The 24,927-nt window shown below is 68.5% G+C and carries 28 protein-coding genes; 23 read left to right on the top strand and 5 right to left on the bottom strand.

Translation table 11 applies throughout. The annotated features are described in order from the left end of the window. Positions 1 to 11: 11 nt before the first annotated feature. The 13 genes from prmC to LY13_RS14270 all read left to right on the top strand — a co-directional run bounded on the left by prmC (position 12) and on the right by LY13_RS14270 (position 11,546). Positions 12 to 875 carry a peptide chain release factor N(5)-glutamine methyltransferase gene (prmC, locus tag LY13_RS14330; protein WP_253828920.1) on the top strand — a complete coding sequence of 288 codons (864 nt, stop codon included), beginning with the start codon at positions 12 to 14 and terminating at the stop codon, positions 873 to 875. A 162-nt stretch (positions 876 to 1,037) separates the two neighbouring features. Continuing rightward, complete coding sequence (locus LY13_RS14325; protein WP_253828919.1) at positions 1,038 to 1,688, top strand: L-threonylcarbamoyladenylate synthase; 651 nt, start codon at positions 1,038 to 1,040, stop codon at positions 1,686 to 1,688. Positions 1,689 to 1,805: 117 nt separating this feature from the next. Further along, entirely contained in the window at positions 1,806 to 2,969 is a 1,164-nt protein-coding gene (locus LY13_RS14320) for a glycosyltransferase family 4 protein (protein WP_253828918.1), read from the top strand. A 55-nt stretch (positions 2,970 to 3,024) separates the two neighbouring features. Further along, positions 3,025 to 3,714, top strand: a complete 690-nt coding sequence (locus LY13_RS14315) for a Cg1360 family ATP-synthase-associated protein (protein WP_372493831.1) — start codon at positions 3,025 to 3,027, stop codon at positions 3,712 to 3,714. Between the two features lie 241 nt (positions 3,715 to 3,955). Beyond that, positions 3,956 to 4,738, top strand: a complete 783-nt coding sequence (atpB, locus tag LY13_RS14310) for a F0F1 ATP synthase subunit A (RefSeq protein WP_253828917.1) — start codon at positions 3,956 to 3,958, stop codon at positions 4,736 to 4,738. Between the two features lie 130 nt (positions 4,739 to 4,868). Next, positions 4,869 to 5,105: an ATP synthase subunit C-like protein gene (locus LY13_RS14305; protein ID WP_308216334.1), complete on the top strand. Its 237-nt coding sequence runs from the start codon at positions 4,869 to 4,871 to the stop codon at positions 5,103 to 5,105. A gap of 49 nt (positions 5,106 to 5,154) precedes the next feature. Beyond that, positions 5,155 to 5,694 carry a F0F1 ATP synthase subunit B gene (locus LY13_RS14300; protein ID WP_253828916.1) on the top strand — a complete coding sequence of 180 codons (540 nt, stop codon included), beginning with the start codon at positions 5,155 to 5,157 and terminating at the stop codon, positions 5,692 to 5,694. A gap of 12 nt (positions 5,695 to 5,706) precedes the next feature. Further along, a complete protein-coding gene (locus LY13_RS14295; RefSeq protein WP_253828915.1) occupies positions 5,707 to 6,528 on the top strand; it encodes a F0F1 ATP synthase subunit delta in 822 nt (273 codons plus the stop codon). Between the two features lie 61 nt (positions 6,529 to 6,589). After that, positions 6,590 to 8,230 (top strand): F0F1 ATP synthase subunit alpha, encoded by a 1,641-nt coding sequence (atpA, locus tag LY13_RS14290; protein WP_253828914.1) that lies wholly within the window; start codon positions 6,590 to 6,592, stop codon positions 8,228 to 8,230. A 12-nt stretch (positions 8,231 to 8,242) separates the two neighbouring features. Then, a complete protein-coding gene (locus LY13_RS14285; RefSeq protein ID WP_253828913.1) occupies positions 8,243 to 9,154 on the top strand; it encodes a F0F1 ATP synthase subunit gamma in 912 nt (303 codons plus the stop codon). Between the two features lie 3 nt (positions 9,155 to 9,157). After that, positions 9,158 to 10,582 carry a F0F1 ATP synthase subunit beta gene (gene atpD, locus LY13_RS14280; protein WP_253828912.1) on the top strand — a complete coding sequence of 475 codons (1,425 nt, stop codon included), beginning with the start codon at positions 9,158 to 9,160 and terminating at the stop codon, positions 10,580 to 10,582. Positions 10,583 to 10,717: 135 nt separating this feature from the next. Further along, complete coding sequence (locus LY13_RS14275; RefSeq protein ID WP_183656760.1) at positions 10,718 to 11,083, top strand: F0F1 ATP synthase subunit epsilon; 366 nt, start codon at positions 10,718 to 10,720, stop codon at positions 11,081 to 11,083. A gap of 28 nt (positions 11,084 to 11,111) precedes the next feature. Next, the gene (locus LY13_RS14270) at positions 11,112 to 11,546 is read left to right on the top strand and encodes a DUF2550 domain-containing protein (RefSeq protein ID WP_253828911.1); all 435 of its coding nucleotides are present in this window, start codon (positions 11,112 to 11,114) and stop codon (positions 11,544 to 11,546) included. Positions 11,547 to 11,618: 72 nt separating this feature from the next. On the opposite strand, the gene LY13_RS14265 is transcribed toward LY13_RS14270, so the two are convergent. Next, positions 11,619 to 12,191, bottom strand: coding sequence for a cob(I)yrinic acid a,c-diamide adenosyltransferase (locus LY13_RS14265; protein ID WP_253828910.1), 573 nt, complete (start codon positions 12,189 to 12,191; stop codon positions 11,619 to 11,621). A gap of 142 nt (positions 12,192 to 12,333) precedes the next feature. Between LY13_RS14265 and murA the strand changes: the two genes are divergently transcribed. Further along, the gene (gene murA / locus LY13_RS14260) at positions 12,334 to 13,611 is read left to right on the top strand and encodes a UDP-N-acetylglucosamine 1-carboxyvinyltransferase (protein ID WP_253828909.1); all 1,278 of its coding nucleotides are present in this window, start codon (positions 12,334 to 12,336) and stop codon (positions 13,609 to 13,611) included. A 16-nt stretch (positions 13,612 to 13,627) separates the two neighbouring features. On the opposite strand, the gene LY13_RS14255 is transcribed toward murA, so the two are convergent. Continuing rightward, the gene (locus LY13_RS14255; protein WP_253828908.1) at positions 13,628 to 14,251 is read right to left on the bottom strand and encodes a LysE family translocator; all 624 of its coding nucleotides are present in this window, start codon (positions 14,249 to 14,251) and stop codon (positions 13,628 to 13,630) included. A 184-nt stretch (positions 14,252 to 14,435) separates the two neighbouring features. Between LY13_RS14255 and ehuA the strand changes: the two genes are divergently transcribed. Then, a complete protein-coding gene (gene ehuA / locus LY13_RS14250) occupies positions 14,436 to 15,206 on the top strand; it encodes an ectoine/hydroxyectoine ABC transporter ATP-binding protein EhuA (protein ID WP_253828907.1) in 771 nt (256 codons plus the stop codon). Positions 15,207 to 15,354: 148 nt separating this feature from the next. Next, a complete protein-coding gene (locus LY13_RS14245; protein ID WP_253828906.1) occupies positions 15,355 to 16,128 on the top strand; it encodes an enoyl-CoA hydratase-related protein in 774 nt (257 codons plus the stop codon). Positions 16,129 to 16,135: 7 nt separating this feature from the next. Here the strand turns inward: LY13_RS14245 and LY13_RS14240 are convergent, their stop codons facing one another. Continuing rightward, on the bottom strand, positions 16,136 to 16,678 hold the full coding sequence (locus LY13_RS14240; protein ID WP_253828905.1) for an NUDIX domain-containing protein: 543 nt from the start codon (positions 16,676 to 16,678) through the stop codon (positions 16,136 to 16,138). 72 nt (positions 16,679 to 16,750) lie between these two features. Between LY13_RS14240 and ehuB the strand changes: the two genes are divergently transcribed. Then, on the top strand, positions 16,751 to 17,653 hold the full coding sequence (ehuB, locus tag LY13_RS14235) for an ectoine/hydroxyectoine ABC transporter substrate-binding protein EhuB (RefSeq protein WP_253828904.1): 903 nt from the start codon (positions 16,751 to 16,753) through the stop codon (positions 17,651 to 17,653). A gap of 55 nt (positions 17,654 to 17,708) precedes the next feature. Here the strand turns inward: ehuB and ehuD are convergent, their stop codons facing one another. Together ehuD and LY13_RS14225 are read right to left on the bottom strand one after the other, a co-directional pair. Further along, on the bottom strand, positions 17,709 to 18,365 hold the full coding sequence (gene ehuD, locus LY13_RS14230) for an ectoine/hydroxyectoine ABC transporter permease subunit EhuD (RefSeq protein WP_253828903.1): 657 nt from the start codon (positions 18,363 to 18,365) through the stop codon (positions 17,709 to 17,711). Then, positions 18,362 to 19,126 (bottom strand): amino acid ABC transporter permease, encoded by a 765-nt coding sequence (locus tag LY13_RS14225; RefSeq protein WP_253828902.1) that lies wholly within the window; start codon positions 19,124 to 19,126, stop codon positions 18,362 to 18,364. The genes ehuD and LY13_RS14225 overlap by 4 nt, the downstream gene beginning before the upstream one ends. Positions 19,127 to 19,403: 277 nt before the next feature. Here LY13_RS14225 and nucS point away from each other — a divergent pair, with 277 nt between their 5' ends. The 6 genes from nucS (at position 19,404) to dhaM (ending at position 24,826) form a co-directional block, all read left to right on the top strand. Beyond that, positions 19,404 to 20,063 (top strand): endonuclease NucS, encoded by a 660-nt coding sequence (nucS, locus tag LY13_RS14220; RefSeq protein WP_253828901.1) that lies wholly within the window; start codon positions 19,404 to 19,406, stop codon positions 20,061 to 20,063. Positions 20,064 to 20,315: 252 nt separating this feature from the next. After that, positions 20,316 to 22,013, top strand: a complete 1,698-nt coding sequence (locus LY13_RS14215) for a sodium:solute symporter family protein (protein ID WP_253828900.1) — start codon at positions 20,316 to 20,318, stop codon at positions 22,011 to 22,013. Positions 22,014 to 22,022: 9 nt separating this feature from the next. Then, positions 22,023 to 22,307 carry a hypothetical protein gene (locus tag LY13_RS14210; RefSeq protein WP_253828899.1) on the top strand — a complete coding sequence of 95 codons (285 nt, stop codon included), beginning with the start codon at positions 22,023 to 22,025 and terminating at the stop codon, positions 22,305 to 22,307. Between the two features lie 142 nt (positions 22,308 to 22,449). After that, complete coding sequence (dhaK, locus tag LY13_RS14205) at positions 22,450 to 23,451, top strand: dihydroxyacetone kinase subunit DhaK (protein ID WP_253828898.1); 1,002 nt, start codon at positions 22,450 to 22,452, stop codon at positions 23,449 to 23,451. Next, positions 23,451 to 24,080 carry a dihydroxyacetone kinase subunit DhaL gene (gene dhaL, locus LY13_RS14200; protein ID WP_253828940.1) on the top strand — a complete coding sequence of 210 codons (630 nt, stop codon included), beginning with the start codon at positions 23,451 to 23,453 and terminating at the stop codon, positions 24,078 to 24,080. The genes dhaK and dhaL overlap by 1 nt, the downstream gene beginning before the upstream one ends. Next, the gene (dhaM, locus tag LY13_RS14195; RefSeq protein ID WP_253828897.1) at positions 24,077 to 24,826 is read left to right on the top strand and encodes a dihydroxyacetone kinase phosphoryl donor subunit DhaM; all 750 of its coding nucleotides are present in this window, start codon (positions 24,077 to 24,079) and stop codon (positions 24,824 to 24,826) included. Before dhaL ends, dhaM begins: the two co-directional genes overlap by 4 nt. Positions 24,827 to 24,927: the final 101 nt, after the last annotated feature.

The following is a 24,927-nucleotide window of genomic DNA, read 5'->3' as shown; positions in this document are numbered from 1 at the left end:
AGGGTAGAAGGGTGAACAGACAGCCTCTCCGCCTGGCGATCCTGGAGGCGACGCGCATCCTCGAGCAGGCCGGTGTGGCCTCGCCGCGCAACGACGCGGAGCTCATCGCGGCTCACGTGCTGGGGATCGACCGTGGTCGGCTCCCGTTGACCCCGCTGGTCGATCCGCCCGTCGTCGAGTCGATGCGACGCGTCGTCGAACAGCGCGCCAGACGGGTGCCGCTGCAGCACCTCACCGGATGGGCGGCGCTCGGGGACATCACCGTCGACGTCGGCGCCGGCGTGTTCGTGCCGCGCCCGGAGACGGAACTGCTCCTCGAATGGGGGCTCAAGCTCCTCAAAGGCCGCGAGTACCCCGTGGTCGTCGACCTGTGCACCGGCTCGGGTGCGCTCGCGCTCGCCGTGGCCAGCGCCCGCCCGGACGCGGTCGTCTACGCCGTGGACAACGACCCCACCGCGTTGGCCTGGGCCCGGCACAACGCCGACGCCCGTGCCGAGGCGGGGGACACGCCGGTCCGGCTGTACTCCGGCGACGTCACCGACCCGACCGTGTTCGCCGAGCTCGACGGCCTCGTCGACTTGGTGCTGTGCAACCCGCCGTACGTCCCCGAGGGCACCGAGGTCCCGCGTGAAGTCTCGGACCACGACCCGCCGCAGGCCGTGTTCGCGCCCGGCGGAGGGCTGGCCGTCATCCGCCACGTCGTCGGTATGGCCGCGCGGCTGCTCAAACCCGGCGGCGGTGTGGCCATGGAGCACGACGACACCCACGGCGGCGCGGTGCCGGAACTGCTGCGCGCGCGGAAGGTGCTCACCGACGTGCGGGACCACCAGGACCTGGCAGGCCGCGCCCGCTTCGCCACCGCACTGCGGGGTTGAGGCTCGGGGCCGTGTTGCACTTTCTCGGGGCCGTGTTGCACATCCGGGAGGTGTCCTCCTGTGCTCACCCAACGGCGCTCGCGAACGGCGCATGCGGACTGCCGGCGGGTGCGCCGACCGCCGCTGCGAGCGGTGGAGACGGGCGGGTCTAAGCTGCCGGTCATGAGCGTGGTCTACGACTGCAGCGACCCGGATTCCCGCGTCGACGGACTCACGGCCGCGGCCGCATCGGTCCGCTCGGGGCGCCTCGTGGTGCTGCCCACCGACACCGTCTACGGCATCGGCGCGGACGCCTTCGACTCCGCCGCAGTGCGCGCACTCCTGCAGGCGAAACACCGCGGGCCGGACATGCCGGTCGGCGTGCTCGTCGGCTCGTGGTCCACAGTGGACGGGCTGGTGCTCGGGGTGCCGCAACAGGCGCGCGCCCTCATCGAGGCGTTCTGGCCCGGCGACCTGTCGATCGTGCTGCCGCACGCGCCGAGCCTGAACTGGGACCTCGGCACCACCCGCGGCACGGTGATGCTGCGGATGCCGCTGCACCCGGTGGCGCTCGAACTGCTCCGCGAGGTCGGCCCCATGGCCGTCTCGAGCGCCAACGTCTCCGGCAAGCCCGCCGCCGCGAACGCGCAGGAGGCGAAGGACCAGCTCGGCGAGTCGGTGTCGGTGTACCTCGACGGCGGCCCCAGCGGCGAGGCGGTGCCGTCCACGATCGTCGACCTCACCGGCTCGGCCCCGGTCATGCTCCGCGAAGGTGCCGTGAGTGCCGACGCGGTGTCCGAGGTGCTCGGCGTCGAACTCGGCCCGCGGGAGTGACGCCGTCGGTATGGCGATAGCGTTACCCGCCGTGACTTCCCAGCGACCGGCCGGGACCCGCCGTGTCCCCGGGATCCACCGGACGGAGACCCGGGCGATCTCCGGAACGGAGGGCCCGTGACTCCCACGGCGGGTCTTCCCATTCGCGAGTACATCCTGGTCGCGCTCGTCTCCGCGGCCGTGACGTTCCTGCTCACGGCCCTCGTGCGGAAGTTCGCCATGTCGTCGGGCGCCGTCGCCGTCCCGCGGCAACGCGACGTGCACGTGGTGCCCATCCCGCGGATGGGCGGCCTCGCGATGTACTTCGGCGTCGTCGGGGGAATGGCGCTCGCGCACCAGCTGCCTGTCCTGCGTCGCGCGTTCGAGTACTCCTACGACCCGCTCGCGGTGCTCATCGGCGGCGCGGTGATCGTGCTGATCGGCGCGCTCGACGACCGGTTCGAACTCGACGCCTGGACGAAACTCGCGGGACAGGTCATGTGCGCGGGCATCCTCGTGCTGTTCGGGTTGCAGTGGGTCTCGTTCTGGGTGCCGTGGGGCGGCGAGGGCGAAGCCCTCGGCCAGGTGCTGATCCTCGACCGCAACCAGGGCGGACTGCTCGCGGTGCTGCTCGTCGTGGTGATGGTCAACGCGATGAACTTCGTCGACGGCCTCGACGGACTGGCGGGCGGCCTCGGTCTCATCGCCGCCGCCGCGACGTGCGCGTTCTCGCTCGGCCTGCTCGCCTCGTCCGGCGGCGACGTCGGGACGTACCCGCCCGCGCTGATCGCCGCGACGCTGGCGGGTGCGTGTCTCGGCTTCCTGCCCCACAACTTCCAGCCCGCGAAGATCTTCATGGGCGATTCCGGCTCGATGATGATCGGCCTGATGCTCGCCGCGGCCAGCACGTCGGCGTCCGGGAAGATCAACTACACGTCGTTCGACGCCACCGACGTGGTCGCGCTGCTCTCACCGCTGTTCGTGGTCGCGGCGGTGCTGTTCCTGCCGCTGCTGGACCTCGTGATGGCCGTCGTGCGGCGCACCCGGCGAGGTGAGAGCCCGTTCGCGGCCGACAAGATGCACCTGCACCACCGGCTGCTCGAGATCGGCCATTCGCAGCGGCGGGCCGTGCTGCTGATCTACCTGTGGGCCGCGCTGCTGGCGTTCGGTGCCGTCGCGGTGACCCTCTTCGACACCGGCGTCGTGTTCTGGCTGACCTGCGCGGGCCTGCTCCTCGCGGCACTCGTGTCCGGAGTCCCTAGACTGAAACGACAGCGCGAAGGCCCCTCGTCGAGGTCGTGACCGGCCCGTACGGAGCCTCGCGCCCGCCCTCCGCCCACGATCCGAAGGCCGTCCGATGAATGCCGAGACCGCGTCCGAGCCCCCGGCCGACGCCGACGCCGCCGTCCGCGCCGAGCACGCCCGGTCGGTGCACCGGCTGGCCGACGCGATGCTCGGCTGGGGCCTGCGGATCTCCCTCCCGCTGAGCCTGCTCACGCTCGGCGTCGCCGTGCTCAGCGCGGGCACCGAAGGGCTGGTCGGCGGCGGCTTCGGCGTCGTGCTGGGCCAGGGTTCGGCGCTGGTGACGATCACGATGATGCGGCTGGCGGCGTCCCGCGGCCCCAGCTCACTGCTCGGCTTCGCACTCGGTGGCTATGCGCTGAAGATGACCGCGCTGCTCGTCGTGATGTTGCTGCTGCGCGACGTCGACGGGTTCAGCAGGCCCGCACTGGCCTTCGGCATGCTCGTGGTGGTCGTCGCGTGGGCGGCGGGGGAGGTCATCGCCTTCCAGCGCACGAAGACGCCGACTCTGGTCGTTCCGCCTGCGCAGCCCGAGCCACCCGAGCCTGCCGAAGCCGGCTCCGAGGACGCTGAGGACGCCGAGGACGCCAACGACGCCGACGCGGGCGCATCCGCAGGTCACGGGGCCGACGGCGACGCCGGGACGGTGGACGGCACCCCCGCCGAACGTGACGCTGCTGACATTTCCGGCACGACGGCCGCCGGGGACGCCGCAGCGCACACGCGTTCCGGGACGCAGAACTGAATCGTTTCATAAATCCCTACGACGTCGCGTAGTTCCAGGTGGGCGGCATTGTGAACCGAAGAAGTATGCCCGTACGGCTGCGGCTGTTACGGGACTGATAACGTCCCCGCCAAGGCAGCCCTTGCTGCACATGAAGGGACGCCCTGCATAGCACCGGAGCTACGTCCGGTACGTTATGCCCAGGTTGCATCGATTCCCCCGGCGGAGTGAACGCCGGCCGGGAGAACCGGAAGGAGCCCAGTTGGGCGCGCTGGTACTAGCCGCGGGTGACGAATTCACGCCGCCGACGGCCGAGGCGTTTAATCTGCCTCCCATTTTCGGCTGGGTCACCAAACCCATGCTGCTGATTGTGCTGTCGGTCGTCCTGATCATCGGGTTCTTCCTGCTCTCCAGCAGGAAGCTGAGCGTCGTGCCTGGCAAGGGACAGTTCCTGGTCGAGTCGTTCTACGACTTCGGGCGCAACAACATCGCCCGGGAGCAGATCGGTTCCAGGGACTTCCTGCGCTTTTTACCGCTGATTCTGGCTCTGTTCAGCTTCGTCCTCGTGAACAACCTGTTCGGGATCATTCCGATCCTGCAGTTCCCGACGATGTCGCACATCGGCTTCCCGCTCGCACTCTCCGTGCTGGTGGTCTACCCCGTGTACCACTACGCGGGCATCCGCCGGCACGGCCTCGGTGGCTACCTGAAGCACCAGCTGGTTCCGCCGGGTGCGCCGAAGCCGGTGTACCTCCTGCTGACACCGATCGAGTTCTTCACGAAGTTCATCATGAACCCGCTGACGCTCGCGATCCGAGTTTTCGCGGCGATGTTCGCGGGTCACCTGCTGATCATGCTGTTCGGCATCTCAGCGGAGTTCCTGCTGCTCCACGGTGACGGCATCACGAAGATCTTCTCCCTCTTCTCGTTCGGAGGAGCGCTCGCGATGACGTTCATCGAGGTCCTGATCATGTCGATCCAGGCCTTCATCTTCGCGCTGCTGTCCGCCAACTACATCGGCGCAGCGATGGCCGAAGAGCACTAGGAACGACCGCACCGACCCTCAGATCCCGGACGGCTCACGCGCGAGCGACGAGAACGTCCGTCCGAACCCACAGACAAGACATCCGTTACCGAATACGGACGAAGTTGGAAAGGGAAAACACGTGAGCTCCATTGTTCTCGCCCAGCAGGCCGCAGAGACCAGCATCAACTCGGGCCTCGCCGTCGTCGGCTACGGCCTCGGTGCCATCGGTGGTGGTATCGGCGTCGGCATGATCTTCTCCTCCGTCATCAGCGGCACCGCCCGCCAGCCGGAGGCCCAGGGCAAGCTGATGAACATCGGCTTCACCACCTTCGCCCTGGTCGAGGTTCTGGCGCTGCTCGGCTTCGTTCTCTTCTTCCTCGCCTGACGTCGGCGACCGCCGACGCCGGTAATGACAGGACGAAGTGGAGACGACGATGATTCTGGCGGCTGAAGAGTACAACCCGGTGATGCCGCACGTTGCCGAGGTCATCATCGGTCTGATCGCGTTCCTGCTTCTGCTGTGGGTGCTGCGCAAGTTCGTGGTGCCGCGCTTCGAGAAGCTGTACGAGGAGCGGACCGCGAAGATCGAAGGCGGCATCGAGAAGGCGGAGAAGGCTCAGGCCGAGGCCGAGCAGGCGCTGGAGCAGTACAAGGCGCAGCTGGCCGAAGCCCGCACCGAGGCCGCCAAGATCCGCGACGACGCACGGCTCGAAGCCGAGACGATCAAGGCGGAACTGCGTGCCGAGGCCGAGCAGGAGGCCGGCCGGATCGTCGCCCAGGGCGAGGCGCAGCTGCAGCAGCAGCGTGCGCAGCTCGTCGCTGAGCTGCGAGCCGACCTCGGCCGGAACTCGGTGGCGTTGGCCAGCCGGATCGTCGGTGAGTCGCTGGAGGACGAGGCCCGCAGGCGCGGCACCGTCGACCGGTTCCTCACCGAACTCGACGCCGGTGCCGACGGTGCCGGAGCCAGGAACTAGGAGTAGGCGCACATGACGCTGCATGCTGCGAGCCGGGACGCTCTTGGCTTCGCCGAGACCCGTCTCGACGAGGTGCTCGGCGATGCGGGCACGAATCCGTCCGCCGTCGGGGAAGAGCTGCTCTCCGTGGTGGAACTGCTCACCAGGGAGGTGGGGTTGCGGCGGGCCGTCGGCGACGGCTCGTCCGATCCCGAGGCCCGCAAGCGGCTCGTCAGGTCGTTGCTGCAAGGCAAGGTGTCCGAACCCGCCCTCGGCGTGCTCGACACCGTGGTGGGCAGCCGCTGGTCCAGCCCGCGTGAGCTGCTGGACGGCCTGGAGACCGTCGCCCGCAAGGCGCTGCTGGTCAGCGCCGACAAGGCCGGGAAGCTCGGCACGGTCGAGGGGGAACTGTTCCACCTCGCCCGTATCGTCGAGGCGGAACCGGAACTCGAGCGGGCCCTGGGTGACCAGGTCCGTCCCGCCTCCGGACGACGGTCGCTGTTGCGCGGTCTCGTCGGCGAGAAGGTCGACGCGGTCACGCTCGTGCTGGTCGAACAGGTCGTGGCCCGTCCCCGTGGACGTGGTGTCACGGCCGGTATCGACGCGCTGGTCGAGCAGGCCGCGGCGTACCGCTCGAAGTCGGTCGCGTACGTCAAGAGTGCGACCGAGCTGACCGGCGGTCAGCGTGACCAGCTGGCCGCGCGCCTCGAGCAGATCTACGGGCGCAGCCTGGCACTGCACGTCCAGGTCGACGACAAGGTGGGTGCCGGGCTCGTCATCCGGGTCGGTGACGAGGTCATCGACGGAAGCGTCGCGGGTCGGATCGAGGCGTTGCGCAGGCAGCTCGCGAGCTGACGACGCGCACCCAACACAAACTTTGCACAGTGGCAAGACACGAAGTGAGAGCGGGAACGACATGACGGAGCTGACGATCTCCTCGGATGAGATCCGCAGTGCGATCGAGAACTACGTCTCGAGTTACTCCCCGGAGGTAAACCGGGAAGAGGTCGGCGTCGTCGTCGACACCGGTGACGGTGTCGCCCACGTCGAGGGCCTGCCGTCGACCATGGCCAACGAGCTGCTGGAGTTCCCCGGCGGCGTCTACGGCGTTGCGCAGAACCTGGAGCCGCGTGAGATCGGCGTCGTGCTCCTCGGCGACTTCGAGAAGGTCGAGGAGGGCCAGGAGGTCAAGCGCACCGGGCGGATCCTGTCGGTGCCGGTCGGTGAGAACTTCCTCGGTCGCGTCATCGACCCGCTCGGCACCCCGATCGACGGCCTCGGTGACATCGAGTCGGACGAGCGTCGCGCGCTGGAACTGCAGGCCGCGTCGGTGGTCGAGCGCCAGCCGGTCGACGAGCCGCTGGCGACCGGCATCACCGCCATCGACGCGATGACGCCGATCGGCCGTGGTCAGCGTCAGCTGATCATCGGTGACCGCAAGACCGGTAAGACGGCGGTCTGCATCGACACGATCATCAACCAGAAGGCCAACTGGGAGAGCGGCGACCCGAACCAGCAGGTCCGCTGCATCTACGTCGCCATCGGCCAGAAGGGCTCGACGGTCGCCGCGGTGCGCAAGTCCCTCGAGGACGCGGGCGCCCTGGAGTACACGACCATCGTCGCCGCCCCGGCGTCCGACCCGGCCGGCTTCAAGTGGCTGGCGCCGTACTCCGGTTCCGCGCTCGGCCAGCACTGGATGTACCAGGGCAAGCACGTCCTGATCGTCTTCGACGACCTGACCAAGCAGGCCGAGGCCTACCGAGCGATCTCGCTGCTGCTGCGTCGTCCGCCGGGCCGCGAAGCGTTCCCCGGTGACGTCTTCTACTTGCACTCGCGCCTGCTCGAGCGCTGCGCCAAGCTCTCGGACGAGCTCGGCGGCGGTTCGCTGACGGGCCTGCCGGTCATCGAGACGAAGGCCAACGACATCTCGGCCTACATCCCGACGAACGTCATCTCGATCACCGACGGGCAGTGCTTCTTCCAGTCGGACAAGTTCAACTCGGGCCAGCGCCCCGCCGTCGACACGACGACCTCGGTGTCGCGAGTCGGTGGTGACGCGCAGACCAAGGCCATGAAGAAGGTCGCCGGTACGCTGCGTATCGACCTGTCGCAGTACGAGGAGCTGAAGGCGTTCTCCGCGTTCGCCTCGGACCTCGACGCGGCGTCGAAGGCCCAGCTGGACCGTGGTGTCCGCCTGTACGAGCTGCTCAAGCAGCCGCAGTACTCGCCGGTCCCGGTCGAGCAGCAGGTCGTCACCGTGTACCTCGGTACCAACGGGCACTTCGACGACATCCCGGTCGAGGACACCGCGCGGTTCAACACCGAGCTGCTCGAGAACATGCGTCACAAGCACGCGGACGTCCTGACGGAGATCCGCGAGACGGGCAAGTGGAGCGACGAGCTGGCCGAGAAGGTCGCCGCCGCGGCCACGGAGTTCAAGAAGGGCTTCACCACCTCGGAGGGCAAGCAGCTCGACGAGGCCGAGGCCGAACCGATGGACGCCGAGAAGGTCGGACAGGAATCCGTGAAGGTGAACCGTTCGGCTCCGAAGAAGTAGTGGGCGGTAGCCATGGCACAGCTTCGTGAGCTCCGGTCGAAGATCCGGTCAACCAAGAACATCGGCAAGATCACCAAGGCGATGGAGCTCATCGCCACCTCGCGCATCAGCAAGGCGCAGGCGAGGGTCGAGGCCGCGCGTCCGTACGCGTCGGAGATCACCGAGGTGCTCTCCGCGATGGCGACGGCCTCGTCGAACCTCGACCATCCGCTCCTGGTCGAGCGTGAGCAGGTTCGTCGGGTCGCGGTCCTCGTCGTGACCAGTGACAAGGGACTGTGCGGTGGCTACAACGCCAACGTTCTGCGGGCCACCGAGGAGCTCCTGTCGCTCCTGCGTGAGCAGGGCAAGGATCCGCAGCTCTACGTCATCGGCGGCAAGGGTATGAACTACTACTCGTTCCGCGGCCGGGAGCTGTCCGGCAGCTGGACCGGGTTCTCCCAGCAGCCGCACTACGAGAACGCCGCCGAGGTCGGCGAGACCCTGGTCGAGGCGTTCCTCGCGGGTGGCGAGGACACCACTTCGGACGGGGCGCTCGGGGTCGACGAACTCCACATCGTCTACACCGAGTTCCGGTCGATGCTGACGCAGACACCGGTCGCCAAGCGGATGGCCCCGCTGGAGGTCGAGTACACCGAGAGCGAGGTCGCACCGGCGTACGACTTCGAGCCGAACGCGGACACGCTGCTCGGTGCCCTGCTGCCGAAGTACATCAACACGCGGATCTTCGCGGCGTTGCTGGAATCGGCGGCCTCCGAGCTGGCCGCCCAGCGGAACGCGATGAAGGCGGCGTCGGACAACGCGAGTGAGCTGGTGGAGACCTACACCCGGCAGGCGAACCAGGCCCGCCAGGCCCAGATCACCCAGGAGATCAGCGAAATCGTCGGCGGAGTGGATGCGCTCGCCGCAGTAGGAAGTGATGACTGAGCTATGACTAGCACTGAAGCTGCCGTCAAGGGGCGCATCGTCTCGGTGACCGGTCCGGTCGTCGACGTGGAATTCCCGCGCGGCCACATCCCCGAGCTCAACAACGCGCTCAAGGTCGACATCGAGTTCGCCGCGCTCAGCAAGACGGTGACGCTCGAGGTCGCACAGCACCTGGGCGACAACCTGGTCCGTGCGATCTCGCTGGCCCCGCAGGACGGCCTCGTCCGCGGTGCCGAGGTCACCGACACCGGTGCGGCGATCTCCGTGCCGGTCGGCGACAAGGTCAAGGGCCACGTCTACAACGCGCTCGGTGAGTGCCTCGACGAGCCGGGCTACGGCTCGGACATGGAGCACTGGACCATCCACCGCAACCCGCCTGCGTTCGACCAGCTCGAAGGCCGTACGCAGGTGCTGCAGACGGGCCTGAAGGTCATCGACCTGCTCACCCCGTACGTGCAGGGTGGCAAGATCGGCCTGTTCGGCGGTGCCGGCGTCGGCAAGACGGTGCTGATCAAGGAGATGATCACCCGTATCGCCAAGAACTTCGGTGGTAGCTCGGTGTTCGCCGGTGTCGGCGAGCGCACGCGTGAGGGCACCGACATGTTCCTCGAGCTGAGCGAGGACGGCACCATCGACAACACGGCCCTCGTGTTCGGTCAGATGGACGAGCCGCCGGGCACCCGTATGCGGGTCGCGCTGTCCGCGCTGACGATGGCCGAGTACTTCCGCGACGTCCAGAACCAGGACGTGCTGCTGTTCATCGACAACATCTTCCGGTTCACGCAGGCGGGCCAGGAGGTCTCGACGCTGCTGGGCCGGATGCCCTCGGCCGTGGGTTACCAGCCCACGCTGGCCGACGAGATGGGTGTGCTGCAGGAGCGGATCACCTCGACCAAGGGCCGTTCGATCACCTCGATGCAGGCGGTCTACGTGCCGGCGGACGACTACACCGACCCGGCACCGGCGGCCACGTTCGCCCACCTCGACGCCACGACCGAGCTGTCGCGTGGCGTGTTCCAGAAGGGCATCTTCCCGGCGGTGGACCCGCTGGCGTCGAGCTCCACGATCCTCGACCCGGCGATCGTCGGTGAGGACCACTACCGCGTGGCCTCCGAGGTCATCCGGATCCTGCAGAAGTACAAGGAGCTGCAGGACATCATCGCGATCCTCGGTATGGACGAGCTGTCCGAAGAGGACAAGCTCACGGTGCAGCGGGCCCGCCGCATCGAGCGCTTCCTCTCGCAGAACATGCTCGTGGCCGAGGTCTTCACGGGGCAGCCCGGTTCGACCGTGCCTGTGACCGAGACCGTCGAGGCGTTCGACAAGATCGCGCAGGGCGAGTTCGACCACTACCCGGAGCAGGCGTTCCTGGGTATCGGTGGCCTCGAGGACCTCGAGAAGAAGTACCACGAGCTCACCGGCAAGTGACCGGCTGAACTCGAGTGACACATGCGGCAGTGACGGGACCGGGCCTCCCGGTCCCGTCACTGCCGTACTCACCCCCTGCCAAGGACAGCGTGGCGGTTACACTGGCGCCAGCGCTGATGGAGAAGGAGACCCCACGTGGCTGAGATGTCCGTCGAGTTGGTCGCCGTCGAACGGCGGCTGTGGTCCGGCCAGGCCTCGTTCGTCGTCGCGCAGACCACCGAAGGCGAGATCGGCATCATGCCGAGCCACGAACCGATGCTCGGCCAGCTGGTCGAAGGCGGCGTGGTCAAGGTGACGACGACGGCCGGTGACACCGTCACGGCCGCGGTACACGGCGGCTTCCTCTCGGTGACCGCCGAGCGCGTCAGCGTGCTCGCCGAATCCGCGGAGCTGGGCGAGGAGGTCGACGTCGCCGCCGCGCGTGCCGCGCTCACCGACGCCGACGAGGTCGAGCGCGAGAGAGCGACCGCGAAACTCCGCGCAGCCGGCCAGACGGTCTGACAGGCGAGACCAGCAGAGGCGGGTGGCCGTGGACGCAGCGATCGTGGTCTTCGCCCTCCTGCTGGTGCTGCTCGTCTTCGCGAGCTGGTACGGCCTGCGCTGGGTCGCGATGCGCCGCCGCGGCGGCGTGAGCGTGGCGCTGCGCTGGGACCCGGATCGCGAACGTTCCGGCTGGCACCTGGGGATCGCCCGCTACCACGGTGAGAAGTTCCTCTGGTACCGCGTGTGGAGCCTCCGTTCCGGCCCGGACCGCGTGCTCGGCAGGGACGGTCTCGAAATCGCGGATCGCCGTGAGCCCATCGGCACCGAGTCGTACGCCGTGCCGTCCGGTTCGACCGTGCTGCGCTGCCAACCGGCGCGCGGCGAACCCATCGAGGTGGCGATGGGGCCGGACGCGCTCACCGGATTCCTGTCCTGGCTCGAATCGGCACCTCCCGGCAGGCGCATGCGCCGCGCCTCCTGACCGAGCCCGTCCCACCGTGATGTCGAAGCCCCCTGCCGACGGCAGGGGGCTTCGACATGTTCGCGGCAGTGCTCAGCGGCCGCCGCCGGGTTGCCACAGGACGTCACCGTCCGGGTTGGCCAACCGGGCGAGGATGAACAGCAGGTCCGACAGGCGGTTCAGATACTTCACGGCGAGGGTGTTGGTGCGGTCCGGGTCCGCCTCCGCGAGCTCCCACGCCGACCGCTCCGCGCGCCGGGCGACGGTGCGTGCCTGGTGCAGCAGGGCCGCGCCCGCGGTGCCGCCGGGCAGGATGAACGATGTCAGCTTGCCGAGCCGCTCGTTGAACGCGTCGCACCAGCCTTCGAGCCGCTCGATGTAGGGCTCGGTGACGCGCAACGGCGGGTACTCGGGGTCGGCCACGATGGGCGAGCACAGGTCCGCGCCGACGTCGAACAGGTCGTTCTGCACGCCCCGGAGCACGTCGGCGATCTCGTCGGACAGGTCGCCGAGGGCGATCGCGACACCGATGACGGAGTTCGTCTCGTCGACGTCAGCGTACGCGCCGAGGCGGGGGTCGGTCTTGGCGACCCGCGATCCGTCGCCGAGAGCGGTGGTGCCGCTGTCGCCGACCTTGGTGTACACGCGGTTGATCCGGACAGACATGCGACGAGGCTACGTCAGGTCCCGGCGGCGCGGACATCGTCGGACGGAGATCGTGCGTTTCGGCCGTGGCCGAATTGTGACCACCCTTGCCGTAAGCATGCCCCTGCGTAGAGTGCGCGGATCGGACGGGCAAGATGTCCGCATGAGCGAGCACTTCGACGTACATGGCGGGGCGCGCCTCACCGGCGAGGTCGAGGTCGTCGGGGCCAAGAACAGCGTGCTGAAGCTGATGGCGGCGGCGTTGCTCGCCGAGGGCACCACGACGATCACGAACTGCCCCCGGATCCTCGACGTCCCGCTGATGGCCGATGTGCTGCGCAGCGTCGGCTGCCACGTCGAGATCGACGACGATGTGGTGCGGATCACCACGCCGGCGGAGCTGTCGCACGAGGCGTCGTCGAGCGCCATGAGCAAGCTGCGCGCGTCGGTGTGTGTGCTGGGCCCGCTGGTCGGCAAGCTGAAGAAGGCCGTCGTGGCCCTGCCCGGTGGCGACGCGATCGGCTCGCGGCCACTGGACATGCACCAGAACGGGTTGCGCAAGCTCGGCGCGACGAGCGCCATCGAACACGGCTGTGTCGTCGCCGAGGCCGACGGGCTGCACGGGGCGCAGATCTGGCTCGACTTCCCGAGCGTCGGCGCCACCGAGAACATCCTCATGGCCGCCGTCCTCGCCGAGGGCACGACGGTGATCGACAACGCCGCGCGGGAGCCGGAGATCGCCGACATCGCGGCGATGCTGGGCGAGATGGGCGCGAAGATCTCGGGGGTCGGCACGTCGACCCTCACCGTCGAGGGCGTGGCCGAGCTCAAGCCGACCGAACACCGGGTCATCGGTGACCGCATCGTCGGCGCGACCTGGGCGTTCGCCGCGGCCATGACCCGCGGCGACGTCACCGTCACGGGCGTCGACCCGCACCACCTCGAACTGGTGCTGGAGAAGCTGCGCCTGGCGGGCGCCGAGGTGACGACCTACGACGGCAAGGGCTTTCGCGTCCGGCAGCCCGAACGTCCGGAATCGGTCGACTTCGTCACCCTCCCGTACCCCGGTTTCGCAACCGATCTGCAGCCGTTCGCGGTGGCCCTGTCGTCGGTGTCCGACGGCACGTCGATGATCACGGAGAACGTCTACGAGGCGCGGTTCCGCTTCATCGAGGAGATGGTGCGGCTCGGCGCGGACGCGCGCACGGACGGCCATCACGCGGTCGTCCGGGGTGTGGAGGCACTGTCGAGCGCGCCCGTGTGGGCGTCCGACATCCGTGCGGGTGCGGGCCTCGTGCTCGCGGGACTGTGCGCCGACGGTGTGACCGAGGTGTGGGACGTCTTCCACATCGACCGCGGCTACCCGCACTTCGTGGAGAATCTCAACCGCCTGGGTGCGCGCATCGACCGGGTCGGCACCCCCGGCCCGGAAACCGACTGACGATCCGTGTCCGGCCTCAGCCGCCCGCCGCGAGCGACACGCCGAAGCCGATGAGCGTGCCGCCGGTGGCGACGTCCAGCCCGCGGCGTACGCGGCGTCGCTGCAGCCAGCCGCGGACGCGGTGCACGAACAGCAGGAGCAGCACCAGCCACAGCGCACCGAGGACGGCCACGGTGTACGCGAGCAGCAGTGCGTGCAGCGGCGTGCTCGTCACGGGGTCGAGGAACTGCGGCAGCACCGACAGGTACAGCGCCAGCACCTTGGGGTTGGTGACGTTGGAGATGAAACCCTCGCGCCACCGGCGGAACGCGCCGACGTCGGCTCCCTGCGCGTCCATGGCCGCGTAGTCACCGCGCCAGGCCGACCGCAGCGCCTGGATGCCCAGGTAGCAGAGGTAGACGACGCCTGCCCAGCGGATCGTCGTGAACACCGGCTGCGACTGGACGATGAGCGTGCCCAGGCCGAGTGCGACGAGCGTGCCCTGGACGAGGTTGCCGACGGCGATGCCGAAGGTGGCCGTCATGCCGCCCCGGAGTCCGCCCGCGAACGCGTTCTTGAGCGTCACGACCGTGTCGGGGCCGGGTGCGATCACGACCAGGATCGTCAGAACCAGATAGCTGCTGTAGGCACTCCACGTCACGACGTTCCACGGTAGGTCATGGCGGGGCCGTCGAGTACGTTGATCGGATCACCGTCATGAGCGTGACGGTTCGTGCGTGTGAGTTACCCTACGGCTTTGCTCGCCATGCCCTTGCTCGTCCGACTGTTGGAGCGTCGTTTTGTGCCCCCAGAGTGAGACATCGACCGGTCTTGGCTCGGATGTGATGATCAGGTTCGAGGATGTCGTCAAGAAGTTCGACGACAACGTCGTGCTGCGCGACCTGAGCTTCTCCGTGAGCCCCGGCGAGTTCGTCTCGCTGATCGGGCCCAGCGGGTCCGGGAAGACGACGATCCTGCGCCTGTTGATGACGTTGGAGCGCATCAACGGCGGCACGATCCAGGTCGGCGACGAGTACCTCAGCCACATGGAACGCGGCGGCAAACTCGTCCCCGCCGACGAGCGGCACCTGCGCCAGGTCCGCAAGCGCATCGGCATGGTGTTCCAGCAGTTCAACCTGTTCCCGAACATGAAGGTGCTGCAGAACATCACCGAGGCGCCGATCAGGGTGCTCGGCAAGTCGCGCGACGAAGCCGAGCAGCGCGGCAAGGAACTGCTGGACATGGTGGGCCTCTCCGACAAGGTCGATGAGCATCCCTCGCGCCTCTCGGGCGGCCAGCAGCAGCGCGTCGCGATCGCGCGGGCGCTGGCGATGGAGCCGGAGATCCTGCTGCTCGACGAGGTGACCTCGGCGCTGGACCCGGAACTGGTCGCGGGGGTGCTGGCGGTGCTGCGTGAGATCGCCCGAACCACCGACATCACGTTCCTGTGCGTCACGCACGAGATGCAGTTCGCGCGGGACGTCTCCGATCGCGTGATGATGTTCGACGCCGGCCAGATCGTGGAGGACGCGGCGCCGGACAAGCTGTTCACCGATCCCGACGAGGAACGTACGAAGGAGTTCCTGCACGCCGTCATCGACAGGGAAGCGTCGTAGCGCACCACGCCCCACGCCCACGCGCCCGATGCCGGACGCTCCCGCGGAGCGGCGACGCGCTCGGGCGTCGCGCCGGGTGAACAGGGAGTTGTGTTTCGTCGTCGCGCCGCCGCTTCCCCGAGCCGGTGAGGCGGGATACGGTCGCGTCATGGGTGAGTACCAGCACATCCTCGTCAAGCGCGACGGTGCGACGGTCACGATCACGATGAACCGCGCGAGCAGGCGCAACTCGTTGACCGAGGAGCACCTCCGGGAACTGCTCGCCGCGTTCACCGAGGTCGGAGAGTCGGACGCCACCGGGATCGTGTTGGCAGGGGCTGGGCCCGTGTTCTCGGCCGGACACGACTTCGGCGATGTCGCGGAGCGCGACCTCGTCGGCGTGCGCGAGCTGCTGCAGGTGTGCACCGAGCTGATGCACACGATGCAGTCGCTGCCGCAGGTCGTCGTCGCGCGGGTGCACGGGCTCGCGACGGCCGCAGGCTGTCAGCTCGTCGCGTCGTGCGACCTCGCCGTGGCGGCCGAATCGGCCGGGTTCGCACTGCCGGGTGGCAAGGGCGGCTGGTTCTGCCACACGCCCGCCGTGCCGGTGGCACGGACGGTCGGCCGCAAACGCCTCATGGAGATGGCCCTGACCGGCGACGTCGTGGACGCCGTGACCGCGCAGGACTGGGGCCTGGTCAATCGCGTCGTGCCGGACGCGGAGCTCGACGAGGCCGTCGCCGAGCTGCTCGGCAGGGCGACCCGCGGCAGTCGTGCGGCCAAGGCGCTGGGCAAGCAGACGCTGTACTCGCAGTTGGACCGGCCCGAGGACGACGCGTACCGCATCGCGGTCGAGGTCATGGCGGCGGCCTCGCAGTTGCCGGGCGCGCGAGAGGGAATGGCCGCGTTCCTGGAGAAGCGGACCCCGGACTGGCCGGACTAGGAGCTGCTCAGGACGTCGGGGCGCGCTTCTCCCACAGCTGGAGCTGGGCGTACGCCGCGACGGACTGTGCGTCGGTGATCTCGCCCGCCGTGATCATCGCCTCGAACTTCGCCCGTTCGAACCATGCCGCGCGCATGTCCTGCTCCTCGTGCTCGCGGTGCGGCTCACCGGGTGTGAGTCCGGTGGCGACGAAGACCCTGCCGCGCTGGCTGGACAAGCCGGGAGCCACGTCGAGCCGCCCGATCTCGACCAATTCGCTCGCCGCGAGCCCGGTCTCCTCGCGGAGCTCGCGCGCGGCCAGCTCGGCCGGTTCGACGTCGGCGCGATCGGGAGCCGTGCCCTGCGGGAATTCCCACCGCCGGATACCGAGCGGGTAACGAAATTGTTCGACGAGATGGAACCGGCCGTCCCGGTACGGGATGACGAGCGCGTAGTCGGGTTTGTCGACGACCCCGTACAGACCTGGGGATCCGTCGTCGCGCCGGATCGCATCCTCACGCACCGTCATCCAGTTGTTCGCGTACACCTGCCGCGAGCTCAGTTGTTCCATGGCGAAGATTCTGCCTCAGCCACTCGTTTGGGTTAGGGTCCGATGAACCGTTGTCTTTCGAACGGAGAGATTGTGTCGGAACCGAAGATGAACCGCCTTTCCCGCCGGGCCATGTTGCGGTACACCGCGACCGGTGCCGCAGCCGTCGGGGGCGGCTTGCTCCTCGGTGCGTGCCAGACGACCAACCCCGAGACGGGCCAGTCCGAGGACGGCCAGAGTCTGCAGCAGCGGGTGGACGCGGGTCAGGCGCTGCGCCTCGCGGTCGCGAACGAACCGCCGTACACCGTGCTCGAGAAGAACGGTGAGCTCACCGGTGCCGAACCCGACGTGGCGAAGGCCGTGTTGAAACGGATGGGCATCGACAACATCAAGGGTGTGCAGGCCGCCTACGACTCGATGATCCCGGGGCTGAATGCGAACCGCTGGGACATGGTGACGGCCGGGCTGTTCATGAACAAGACACGCTGCGCGAAGGTGCAGTATTCGGCGCCGGTACTGGTGTCGACGGAGTCGTTCGCCGTGCTGAACGGCAACCCGAAGGGGCTGAACACGCTCGACGACCTGAAGAACAAGGACGCCACGGTCGCCGTGCTGGAGGGCAGCTTCGAGCTGAAGACGGCGAAGTCGCTCGGAGTCGACGAGGCCAAGCTGCAGACCTACCCGTTGGCGCCCGACGCATTGCAGGGCATGAAGGACGGCCGGGTGGACGGAATCCTCCTGCCGACGCTGACCCTCGAGAAGCTGAAGGAGCAGAGGGGCAACTTCGAGATCACCGAGCCGCTCGACTCGTTCCCGACGACGGGTTCGGGCGCCGCGTTCCGGCCCGGTGACAAGGAGTTCTTCGGTAAATACAACCAGGAGCTTCAGAAGTTCAAGGAGAGCGCCGAGTTCGAGAAGTTGATGGACAAGTGGGGTTTCCCTGCCGAGGAGGCGCGGAAGGCCACCACCGAGGAACTCTGTGCCACGGAGGGCTGAGCAGCCGTGATCCGGGGGCGTGAGCGCGGCCGAGCGCTCACGCCCCCGGATCACGTCAGCGCGCTTCCAGCCTGCGTTCCAAGCGGCGCAGCAGCAGCGCCGTCGGGTAGCTCGCGGCGAGGAAGATGAGGCCCGCCAGTGCGAACGGCTCGACGTACTCGTAGGTGTTGGCGCCCGATTCCTGTGCTTGGTGGAGCAGTTCCGGCACCGTGATGAACGCCAGGAACGGCGTTTCCTTGAACATCGCGATCGCGTAGTTGCCGAGCGAGGGCAGCACGTTGCGGATCGCCTGGGGAAGCACGACCCGCTGCCAGGTCGCCAGGGGCGGGAGTTGCAGGGCGACGCTCGCTTCCCACTGTCCACGCGGGACGGCGTCGATGCCGGACCTGTAGACATCCGCCATATAGCACGCGTAATGGACGCCGAGTCCCGTCACCCCGGCCATCATGGGCGAGAGTGTGACGCCCATGCCCGGCAAGGCGTAGAAGAGGAAGAACAGCTGCACGAGCAGCGGTGTGCTGCGGACGAACTCGATGAACGCCGTCAGCAGCTGTGTCAGTATCGGGATCCGTAGCTGACGAATCACCGCGAACAGCAGGCCCAGTACAGCCGCTACCGCGATCCCGAGGAGCGTGGCGACCAAGGTGTACTGGACGAAGGCCATCAACAGGTCGGGCAGGATCTCGCCCGCGTAGTCCAGATCGAAGTTCATCGGACACCTCCCGGTCCGCCGGCCGCCGAGCTCGCGTCCACGAGCTTCGCCTCCTCCGCGGGTTTCGGCTTGCGGAAGGTGAACACGCTGCGCAGCCCGGCATGCTGACCGAGCCGGGTCTTGGCGAGCACCTCGGCCATGTTCGACAGCAACGTCACCGCGTAGGCCATGACGAAGTAGATCACCATCAGCGCCAGGTACATGAGCGTGGCGTCGCCGCCCGCCTTACGGAAGTCCTCCGCCTTCGTCATGATGTCGGCGAGCGAGATGGCATACAGCAGTGGCGTGCTCTTCAGCAGCTGGATGAACAGGTTGTTCATCGCCGGGATCATCAGAGGGATCGCCTGTGGCCAGATCACGTGGGTCATGCGTTGCCACGCCGACAGGTTCAATGCCGTCGCGGCCTCCCACTGCGGCTTCGGCACCGCGTTGATGGAACCGCGAACCACTTCGGAACCGTAGGCGCCGTAGTTCAGCCCGAACGCGATCACGCCGCAGGCCAGCGGATCGAACCGGATGCCCAGCAGTGGCAGGCCGAAGAACAGGAAGAACAGCTGGATCGGCAGCGACGTTCCGCGGAAGAACTCGATCACCACGCGTGCGACGCCCCGTACCGCGATCCGGTGGGAGCGGGCCATCAGTCCCAGCACGATGGCGATCGCGATCATCAGGAGCGTGCCGAGCACCGTGACCAGCAGGGTGATGCGTAAACCGTCGAGCAGGTTCCCCGTCCAGTCCCACACAGTCGGTATGTCGTTCATCTGCACCTCTCGTCGGTCGTTCGCTCGCCACACCTGCTGCGACAGGCGGTGACCAGCGCCGGCATCCGCCAGACACTAACGGGGGAGCGGCGTGTGCGCGCCGCGACTGCCCGAATGGATCTCCGACGAATGAGCGGACCGATACAGGATTGTCATATCGGTCGGTGGCGTAAAGTCGCATGTCCGGCTCCGCGAGTGGTGTCCACGCCGGCGACGTGACCGAACCATCGTCGGGCCCGTCGTCGGGTGCCATGGCAAGTCCCCTAATCTCTGGCGGGTGCGATTGGTCATTGCCCGGTGCCAGGTCGACTACGCCGGCCGTCTCACCGCCCACCTGCCCATGGCCACCCGGCTGCTGCTGGTCAAGTCGGACGGTTCGGTGTCGGTGCACTCCGACGACCGCGCCTACAAGCCGCTGAACTGGATGAGTCCACCGTGCTGGCTGATCGAGGACGGCAACCTGTGGATCGTCGAGAACAAGGCAGGCGAGAAGCTGGTCGTCACGATCGACCAGATCATCGAGGACGTCTCCCACGATCTCGGTGCCGAGCCGGGGTTGCAGAAGGACGGCGTCGAGGCGCACCTGCAGGAGCTGCTGGCCGAACACATCACCACGCTCGGCGACGGCTACTCGCTCGTGCGCCGCGAGTACCCGACGGCGATCGGGCCGGTCGACATCCTCGCGCGCGACGCGGCCGGGGCGTCGGTGGCGGTGGAGATCAAACGCCGCGGCGAGATCGACGGTGTCGAACAGCTGACGCGGTACCTGGAGTTGTTGAATCGTGATCCCCTCCTGGCGCCGGTGCAGGGTGTGTTCGCCGCCCAGCAGATCCGGCCTCAGGCGCGCACGCTCGCCGAGGATCGCGGGATCCGCTGCGTCACGCTGGACTACGACGCCCTCCGCGGCATCGAGCCGGACGAGTTCCGTCTCTTCTGACGCCGGAGGTGCGCAGCTGCGATCGTTCGGCGCGTAGCCGACGGCGCGGGCTCGCGCATCTGCCACCCGCGACGAGCACACCTGCGAGATCGTCCGATTTGCACCGTTGCCCGCTCACTGTCCGTAGGTGACCGGAGGCGGTGCGTGATTCAGCATGTGGGATTCAGGTGAGGATATGCGTGCGGTAATGTTCGCGCGCAGCTTGATCTGTGATCATTTCTGTTGACTACTGTTGATTCCGGAGGTGGGCCGATGACCGTCCTAGCCCAGGATCTACGGCTCGACGCGAACGCGATCGACTACGTGTTGCTCGCGTTCTACTTCGCCCTGGTGCTGGGTATCGGTTACCTGGCACGTAAACAGGTGTCGTCGAGCCTGGACTTCTTCCTTTCCGGCAGGTCGTTGCCCGCGTGGGTGACCGGCCTGGCGTTCGTCGCGGCCAACCTGGGCGCGATTGAAGTCATGGGCATGTCGGCGAACGGTGCTCAATACGGCCTGCCGACCGTGCACTACTTCTGGGTCGGCGCGATCCCGGCGATGCTGTTCCTCGCCATCGTGATGATGCCGTTCTACTACGGGTCGAAGGTGCGCAGTGTCCCGGAGTTCATGCTCCGGCGATTCGGCAAACCCGCGCACCTGGTGAACGGCATCAGCTTCGCGGCGGCGCAGATCCTCATCGCTGGCGCGAACCTGTTCCTGCTGGCCAGCGTCGTCAACCTGCTGCTGGGCTGGCCGCTGTGGCTGTCGATCATCCTCGCCGCGGTCATCGTGCTCGCCTACACCGCACTCGGCGGACTGTCGGCGGCGATCTACAACGAGGTGCTGCAGTTCTTCGTCATCGTCGCGGCCCTGCTGCCGCTGACGCTGGTCGGCCTGCACGAGGTCGGCGGCTGGGAAGGCCTCGTCGACAAGGTCGCCAGCGGCCCCGGCGGCGAGGAGCAGCTCAGCTCCTGGCCGGGTAACCAGCTCACCGGCTTCGGCGACAACTTCCTGTCGGTCCTCGGGCTCGTGTTCGGTCTCGGCTTCGTGCTGTCGTTCGGTTACTGGACGACGAACTTCGTCGAGGTGCAGCGCGCGATGGCCTCGAAGAGCATGTCGGCCGCGCAGCGCACGCCGATCATCGGTGCGTTCCCGAAGATGCTCGTCCCGTTCATCGTGATCATCCCCGGCATGATCGCCGGTGTCAGCGTCACGGAGCTGTCCGGCGAGAACAAGGCCGCACTGATGGCGGGCGAACCCGCGCCCAGTGGCGCGACCTTCAACGACGCGTTGCTGCTGTTGATGCGCGACCTGCTGCCGAACGGCATGCTCGGCATCGCGATCGCCGGTCTGCTGGCCTCGTTCATGGCCGGTATGGCGGCGAACCTGAGCGCCTTCAACACCGTCTTCACGTACGACATCTGGCAGTCCTACATCAAGAAGGACAAGCCCGACGGGTACTACCTGCGGGCGGGCCGGGTGGTCACGGCGTGCGCCACGATCCTCGCGATCGGCACGGCGTTCATCGCCTCCACCTACAGCAACCTGATGGACTACCTGCAGCAGCTGTTCTCGTTCTTCAACGCACCGCTGTTCGCGACGTTCATCCTCGGTATGTTCTGGAAGCGGATGACGGCCACCGCCGGTTGGACGGGTCTCGTCACCGGTACGGGCGCGGCGATCGGTGTGTTCCTGCTCGCCGAGACCGGGGTGTGGGACCTGCCCGGCCAGGGTGCGTCGTTCATCGGTGCCGGCGCGGCGTTCGTGGTGGACATCGTGGTCAGCGTCGTGGTCACCATGATGACCAAGCCGAAGCCGGAGGCGCAGCTCGTGGGCCTGGTCTACTCGCTGACGCCGAAGGAGAAGCTGCGGCGCTCGACGGTGGGCGAGGACGCGGGCTGGTACCGCAACCCGGGCCTGCTGGCGGGCATCGTCCTGGTCCTCACGATCGTCCTGAACATCTTCTTCTAGGAGGCGGCAATGGGCAGCGACACGCGCAAGCGCACCACCGGTGCGTTCGACGTCCGGCTGGTCATCGCACTGCTGACCGGCGTGTACGGAGCGGTGATCACCGTCCTCGGCATCGGGTTCGTCTCCGATGAGGATCTCGCCAAGGCCGGCGGCATGAACATCAACCTGATCGCGGGCATCGGCATGCTCGTGTTCACGGCGCTGTTCCTGCTGTGGGTGAAGCTCCGTCCGCTGACGGTGCCGGCACCCGAGGACGAGGAGGACGACGAGTCCGCCTCGGCGGAGCAGGGCTGAACGAACGAATCGACGAAGCAGGCCGGGCGTCGCTCGCGGGAGAACTCGCGTGGCGCCCGGCCTGCTTCTGTCGTTAGCGTTGCTCCAGCACGCGCCGCGTGCGTGGGGGCGAAGTCGACGGTGACAGGGAAAGTAGGACGTCGTGAAGAAGATCATCAACGATCCGGCGGCGGTGGTCGCCGAGTCGCTCAGAGGACTGGCAGCCGCGCACGCGGACCTGGTGCGGGTGGCCTACGACCCGGACCACGTGGTGCGTGCCGACGCGCCGGTGACCGACAAGGTGGCCGTGATCTCCGGCGGGGGCTCCGGGCACGAGCCGTTGCACACCGGATTCGTGGGTGCGGGCATGCTCGACGCCGCGGTTCCCGGTCCGGTGTTCACCTCGCCGACGCCGGACGCGGTGCAGGCGGCGATCTCGGCGACGACCGGTCAGCCCGGTGCGCTTCTGGTCGTGAAGAACTACACCGGCGACGTGCTGAACTTCGAGACGGCCGCCGAGCTCGCCGCCGCGGAGGACCTCGACGTGCGCAGCGTGGTGATCGACGACGACGTCGCCGTCGCTGACTCGACGTTCACCGCGGGCAGGCGCGGCGTCGGCGGCACGGTGCTGCTGGAGAAGCTCGTCGGCGCCGCGGCCGCCCGCGGGGACGGGCTGGACGCCGTGGAGACGGTGGCACGCCGCGTGGTCGGGCAGGTGCGGTCGATCGGCGTGGCGCTCTCGCCGCCGACGGTGCCGCACGCCGGTGAGCCGAGCTTCGACCTCGGCGCCAACGAGATCGAGTTCGGCATCGGCATTCACGGCGAACCGGGTCGCGAACGCATCCCGGCCGAGTCCGCCGACGCGCTCGTCGAGCGGATGGTCGCGGCCGTCGTCGACGACCTGCCGTTCGGCGAGGGCGACGACGTACTGCTGTTCACGAACTCGATGGGCGGCACCCCGCCGATGGAGACCTACCTGGCGCACGGCATCGCCGAGCGGCTGCTGGCCGACCGCGGCATCCGCGTGACGCGCAGGCTCGTCGGACCGTACATCACGAGCCTGGAGATGCAGGGCATCAGCCTGACGCTGCTGCGGATGGACGACGAACTGACGGAACTCTGGGACGCCCCGGTGCACACGCCGTCGCTGCGATGGGGGGTCTGATGGGCTGCAACGCCGAACGAGTGGCCGAGGTGCTCCGCGCGGGCGGGGCGACCGTCGCCGAGCACAAGGCCGAACTGATCGACCTGGACCGCGCCATCGGCGATGCCGACCACGGGGAGAACCTCGACCGCGGCTTCGCCGCGGTGCTCGCCGCGTTGGACGGCGGCCTGCCGGAGACGCCCGGTGCGGTGCTGAAGGTCGCGGCGACGACGTTGATCTCGAAGGTCGGCGGCGCCGCCGGGCCGCTGTACGGCACCGCGTTCCTGCGTGCGGCGACGACGCTGGGCGATGCGTCCGAACTGGACGCGGCCGCGGTCGCAACCGGATTGCGCGCCGCGCTGGACGGGGTGGTCGCCCGCGGCAAGGCCGAGGTCGGGGACGCCACGATGGTCGACGCCCTCGCCCCCGCGGTCGAGGCGGCCGAACGAGCCCAGGCCGACGGCGGGGATCCGGCGGCCGTGCTCGCGGCCGCGGCCGGCGCGGCGAAGGAGGGCGCCGACTCGACGGTGCCGCTGACCGCCAGGAAGGGACGCGCGTCGTACCTCGGCGAACGCAGCGTGGGCCACGCCGACCCCGGTGCGACATCGACGGCGCTGGTGCTGGGCGCGTTCGCGGAGGCGGCCCGATGAGCGGGGAGCTGGTCGGATTGGTGGTCGTGTCGCACAGCGGCCGCCTGGCCGACGGCGTCGCCGAGGTGGCCGCGCAGATGGCGCCCGACGTGACGGTCACGCCCGCGGGCGGACTGCCGGACGGCGGCGTCGGCACCGATTTCGAGGCCGTGCTCGCAGCGGTGACCGAGGCCGCCACGGGCGCGGGCGCGGTCGTGCTCTACGACCTCGGCAGCGCGCAGATGACTGCCGAGATGGCCGTGGAATCACTGCCGGAGCCGGACGCGGCCGTCATCGTCGACGCTCCGTTGGTCGAGGGCGCGATCGCGGCGGCGGTGTCGGCACAGGGTGGCGGCGACCGGTCCGCGGTGGCCGACGCGGCCCGCGCGGCGGCGGGCAGGCCCGAGGTCGCCGACACGGCCGACGCGGCGGGATCCGGTGCTGCCGCCTCATCGGGTGCTGCGGCGGACTCCGGTGCTGCGGCGGCCTCCGACGGTGCGGCCGGGGCGAGGGCGGAGATCACCCTCGCCAACGAGGTCGGACTGCACGCCCGGCCCGCGGCACTGCTGGCCCGGAGCATCGCCGACCTGGACGCGGACGTGCGGGTGTCGCTCGGTGCCACCGATGCGGACGCCAAGAGCGTGTTCTCCCTGATGTCCCTCACCGCCCGCAAGGGCGACACGGTCGTCGTGACGGCCACGGGGGCGCAGGCCGAGGACGCGGTCGCACGCGTCACCGCGCTGGCCGAACGCAACTTCGACGAGTAGCGGCTCGTCGGTCTCGCGACGTCGCGCCCGGCCGCGCCCCTATGGGTGCGTGCCGGGCGTGGCCGCGCTCCGGGTAGGTACCCGCGCGGGCGCCCGGCTGA

The sequence above is a fragment of the Prauserella aidingensis genome (assembly GCF_024171865.1).
Taxonomy (GTDB): domain Bacteria; phylum Actinomycetota; class Actinomycetes; order Mycobacteriales; family Pseudonocardiaceae; genus Prauserella; species Prauserella aidingensis.
Note: the sequence above shows the minus strand (reverse complement) of the source record. Positions and strands in the feature narration are given on the sequence as shown.

Excerpts from the sequence above, each read along its gene's own strand:
- LY13_RS14325 (WP_253828919.1), top strand. The coding sequence starts at position 1,038 with ATGAGCGTGGTCTACGACTGCAGCGACCCGGATTCCCGCGTCGACGGA.
- LY13_RS14315 (WP_372493831.1), top strand. The coding sequence starts at position 3,025 with ATGAATGCCGAGACCGCGTCCGAGCCCCCGGCCGACGCCGACGCCGCC.
- LY13_RS14300 (WP_253828916.1), top strand. The coding sequence starts at position 5,155 with ATGATTCTGGCGGCTGAAGAGTACAACCCGGTGATGCCGCACGTTGCC.
- LY13_RS14295 (WP_253828915.1), top strand. The coding sequence starts at position 5,707 with ATGACGCTGCATGCTGCGAGCCGGGACGCTCTTGGCTTCGCCGAGACC.
- atpA (WP_253828914.1), top strand. The coding sequence starts at position 6,590 with ATGACGGAGCTGACGATCTCCTCGGATGAGATCCGCAGTGCGATCGAG.
- LY13_RS14285 (WP_253828913.1), top strand. The coding sequence starts at position 8,243 with ATGGCACAGCTTCGTGAGCTCCGGTCGAAGATCCGGTCAACCAAGAAC.
- atpD (WP_253828912.1), top strand. The coding sequence starts at position 9,158 with ATGACTAGCACTGAAGCTGCCGTCAAGGGGCGCATCGTCTCGGTGACC.
- LY13_RS14265 (WP_253828910.1), bottom strand. The coding sequence starts at position 12,191 with ATGTCTGTCCGGATCAACCGCGTGTACACCAAGGTCGGCGACAGCGGC.
- murA (WP_253828909.1), top strand. The coding sequence starts at position 12,334 with ATGAGCGAGCACTTCGACGTACATGGCGGGGCGCGCCTCACCGGCGAG.
- ehuA (WP_253828907.1), top strand. The coding sequence starts at position 14,436 with ATGATCAGGTTCGAGGATGTCGTCAAGAAGTTCGACGACAACGTCGTG.
- LY13_RS14245 (WP_253828906.1), top strand. The coding sequence starts at position 15,355 with ATGGGTGAGTACCAGCACATCCTCGTCAAGCGCGACGGTGCGACGGTC.
- LY13_RS14240 (WP_253828905.1), bottom strand. The coding sequence starts at position 16,678 with ATGGAACAACTGAGCTCGCGGCAGGTGTACGCGAACAACTGGATGACG.
- ehuD (WP_253828903.1), bottom strand. The coding sequence starts at position 18,365 with ATGAACTTCGATCTGGACTACGCGGGCGAGATCCTGCCCGACCTGTTG.
- LY13_RS14225 (WP_253828902.1), bottom strand. The coding sequence starts at position 19,126 with ATGAACGACATACCGACTGTGTGGGACTGGACGGGGAACCTGCTCGAC.
- LY13_RS14215 (WP_253828900.1), top strand. The coding sequence starts at position 20,316 with ATGACCGTCCTAGCCCAGGATCTACGGCTCGACGCGAACGCGATCGAC.
- LY13_RS14210 (WP_253828899.1), top strand. The coding sequence starts at position 22,023 with ATGGGCAGCGACACGCGCAAGCGCACCACCGGTGCGTTCGACGTCCGG.
- dhaL (WP_253828940.1), top strand. The coding sequence starts at position 23,451 with ATGGGCTGCAACGCCGAACGAGTGGCCGAGGTGCTCCGCGCGGGCGGG.
- dhaM (WP_253828897.1), top strand. The coding sequence starts at position 24,077 with ATGAGCGGGGAGCTGGTCGGATTGGTGGTCGTGTCGCACAGCGGCCGC.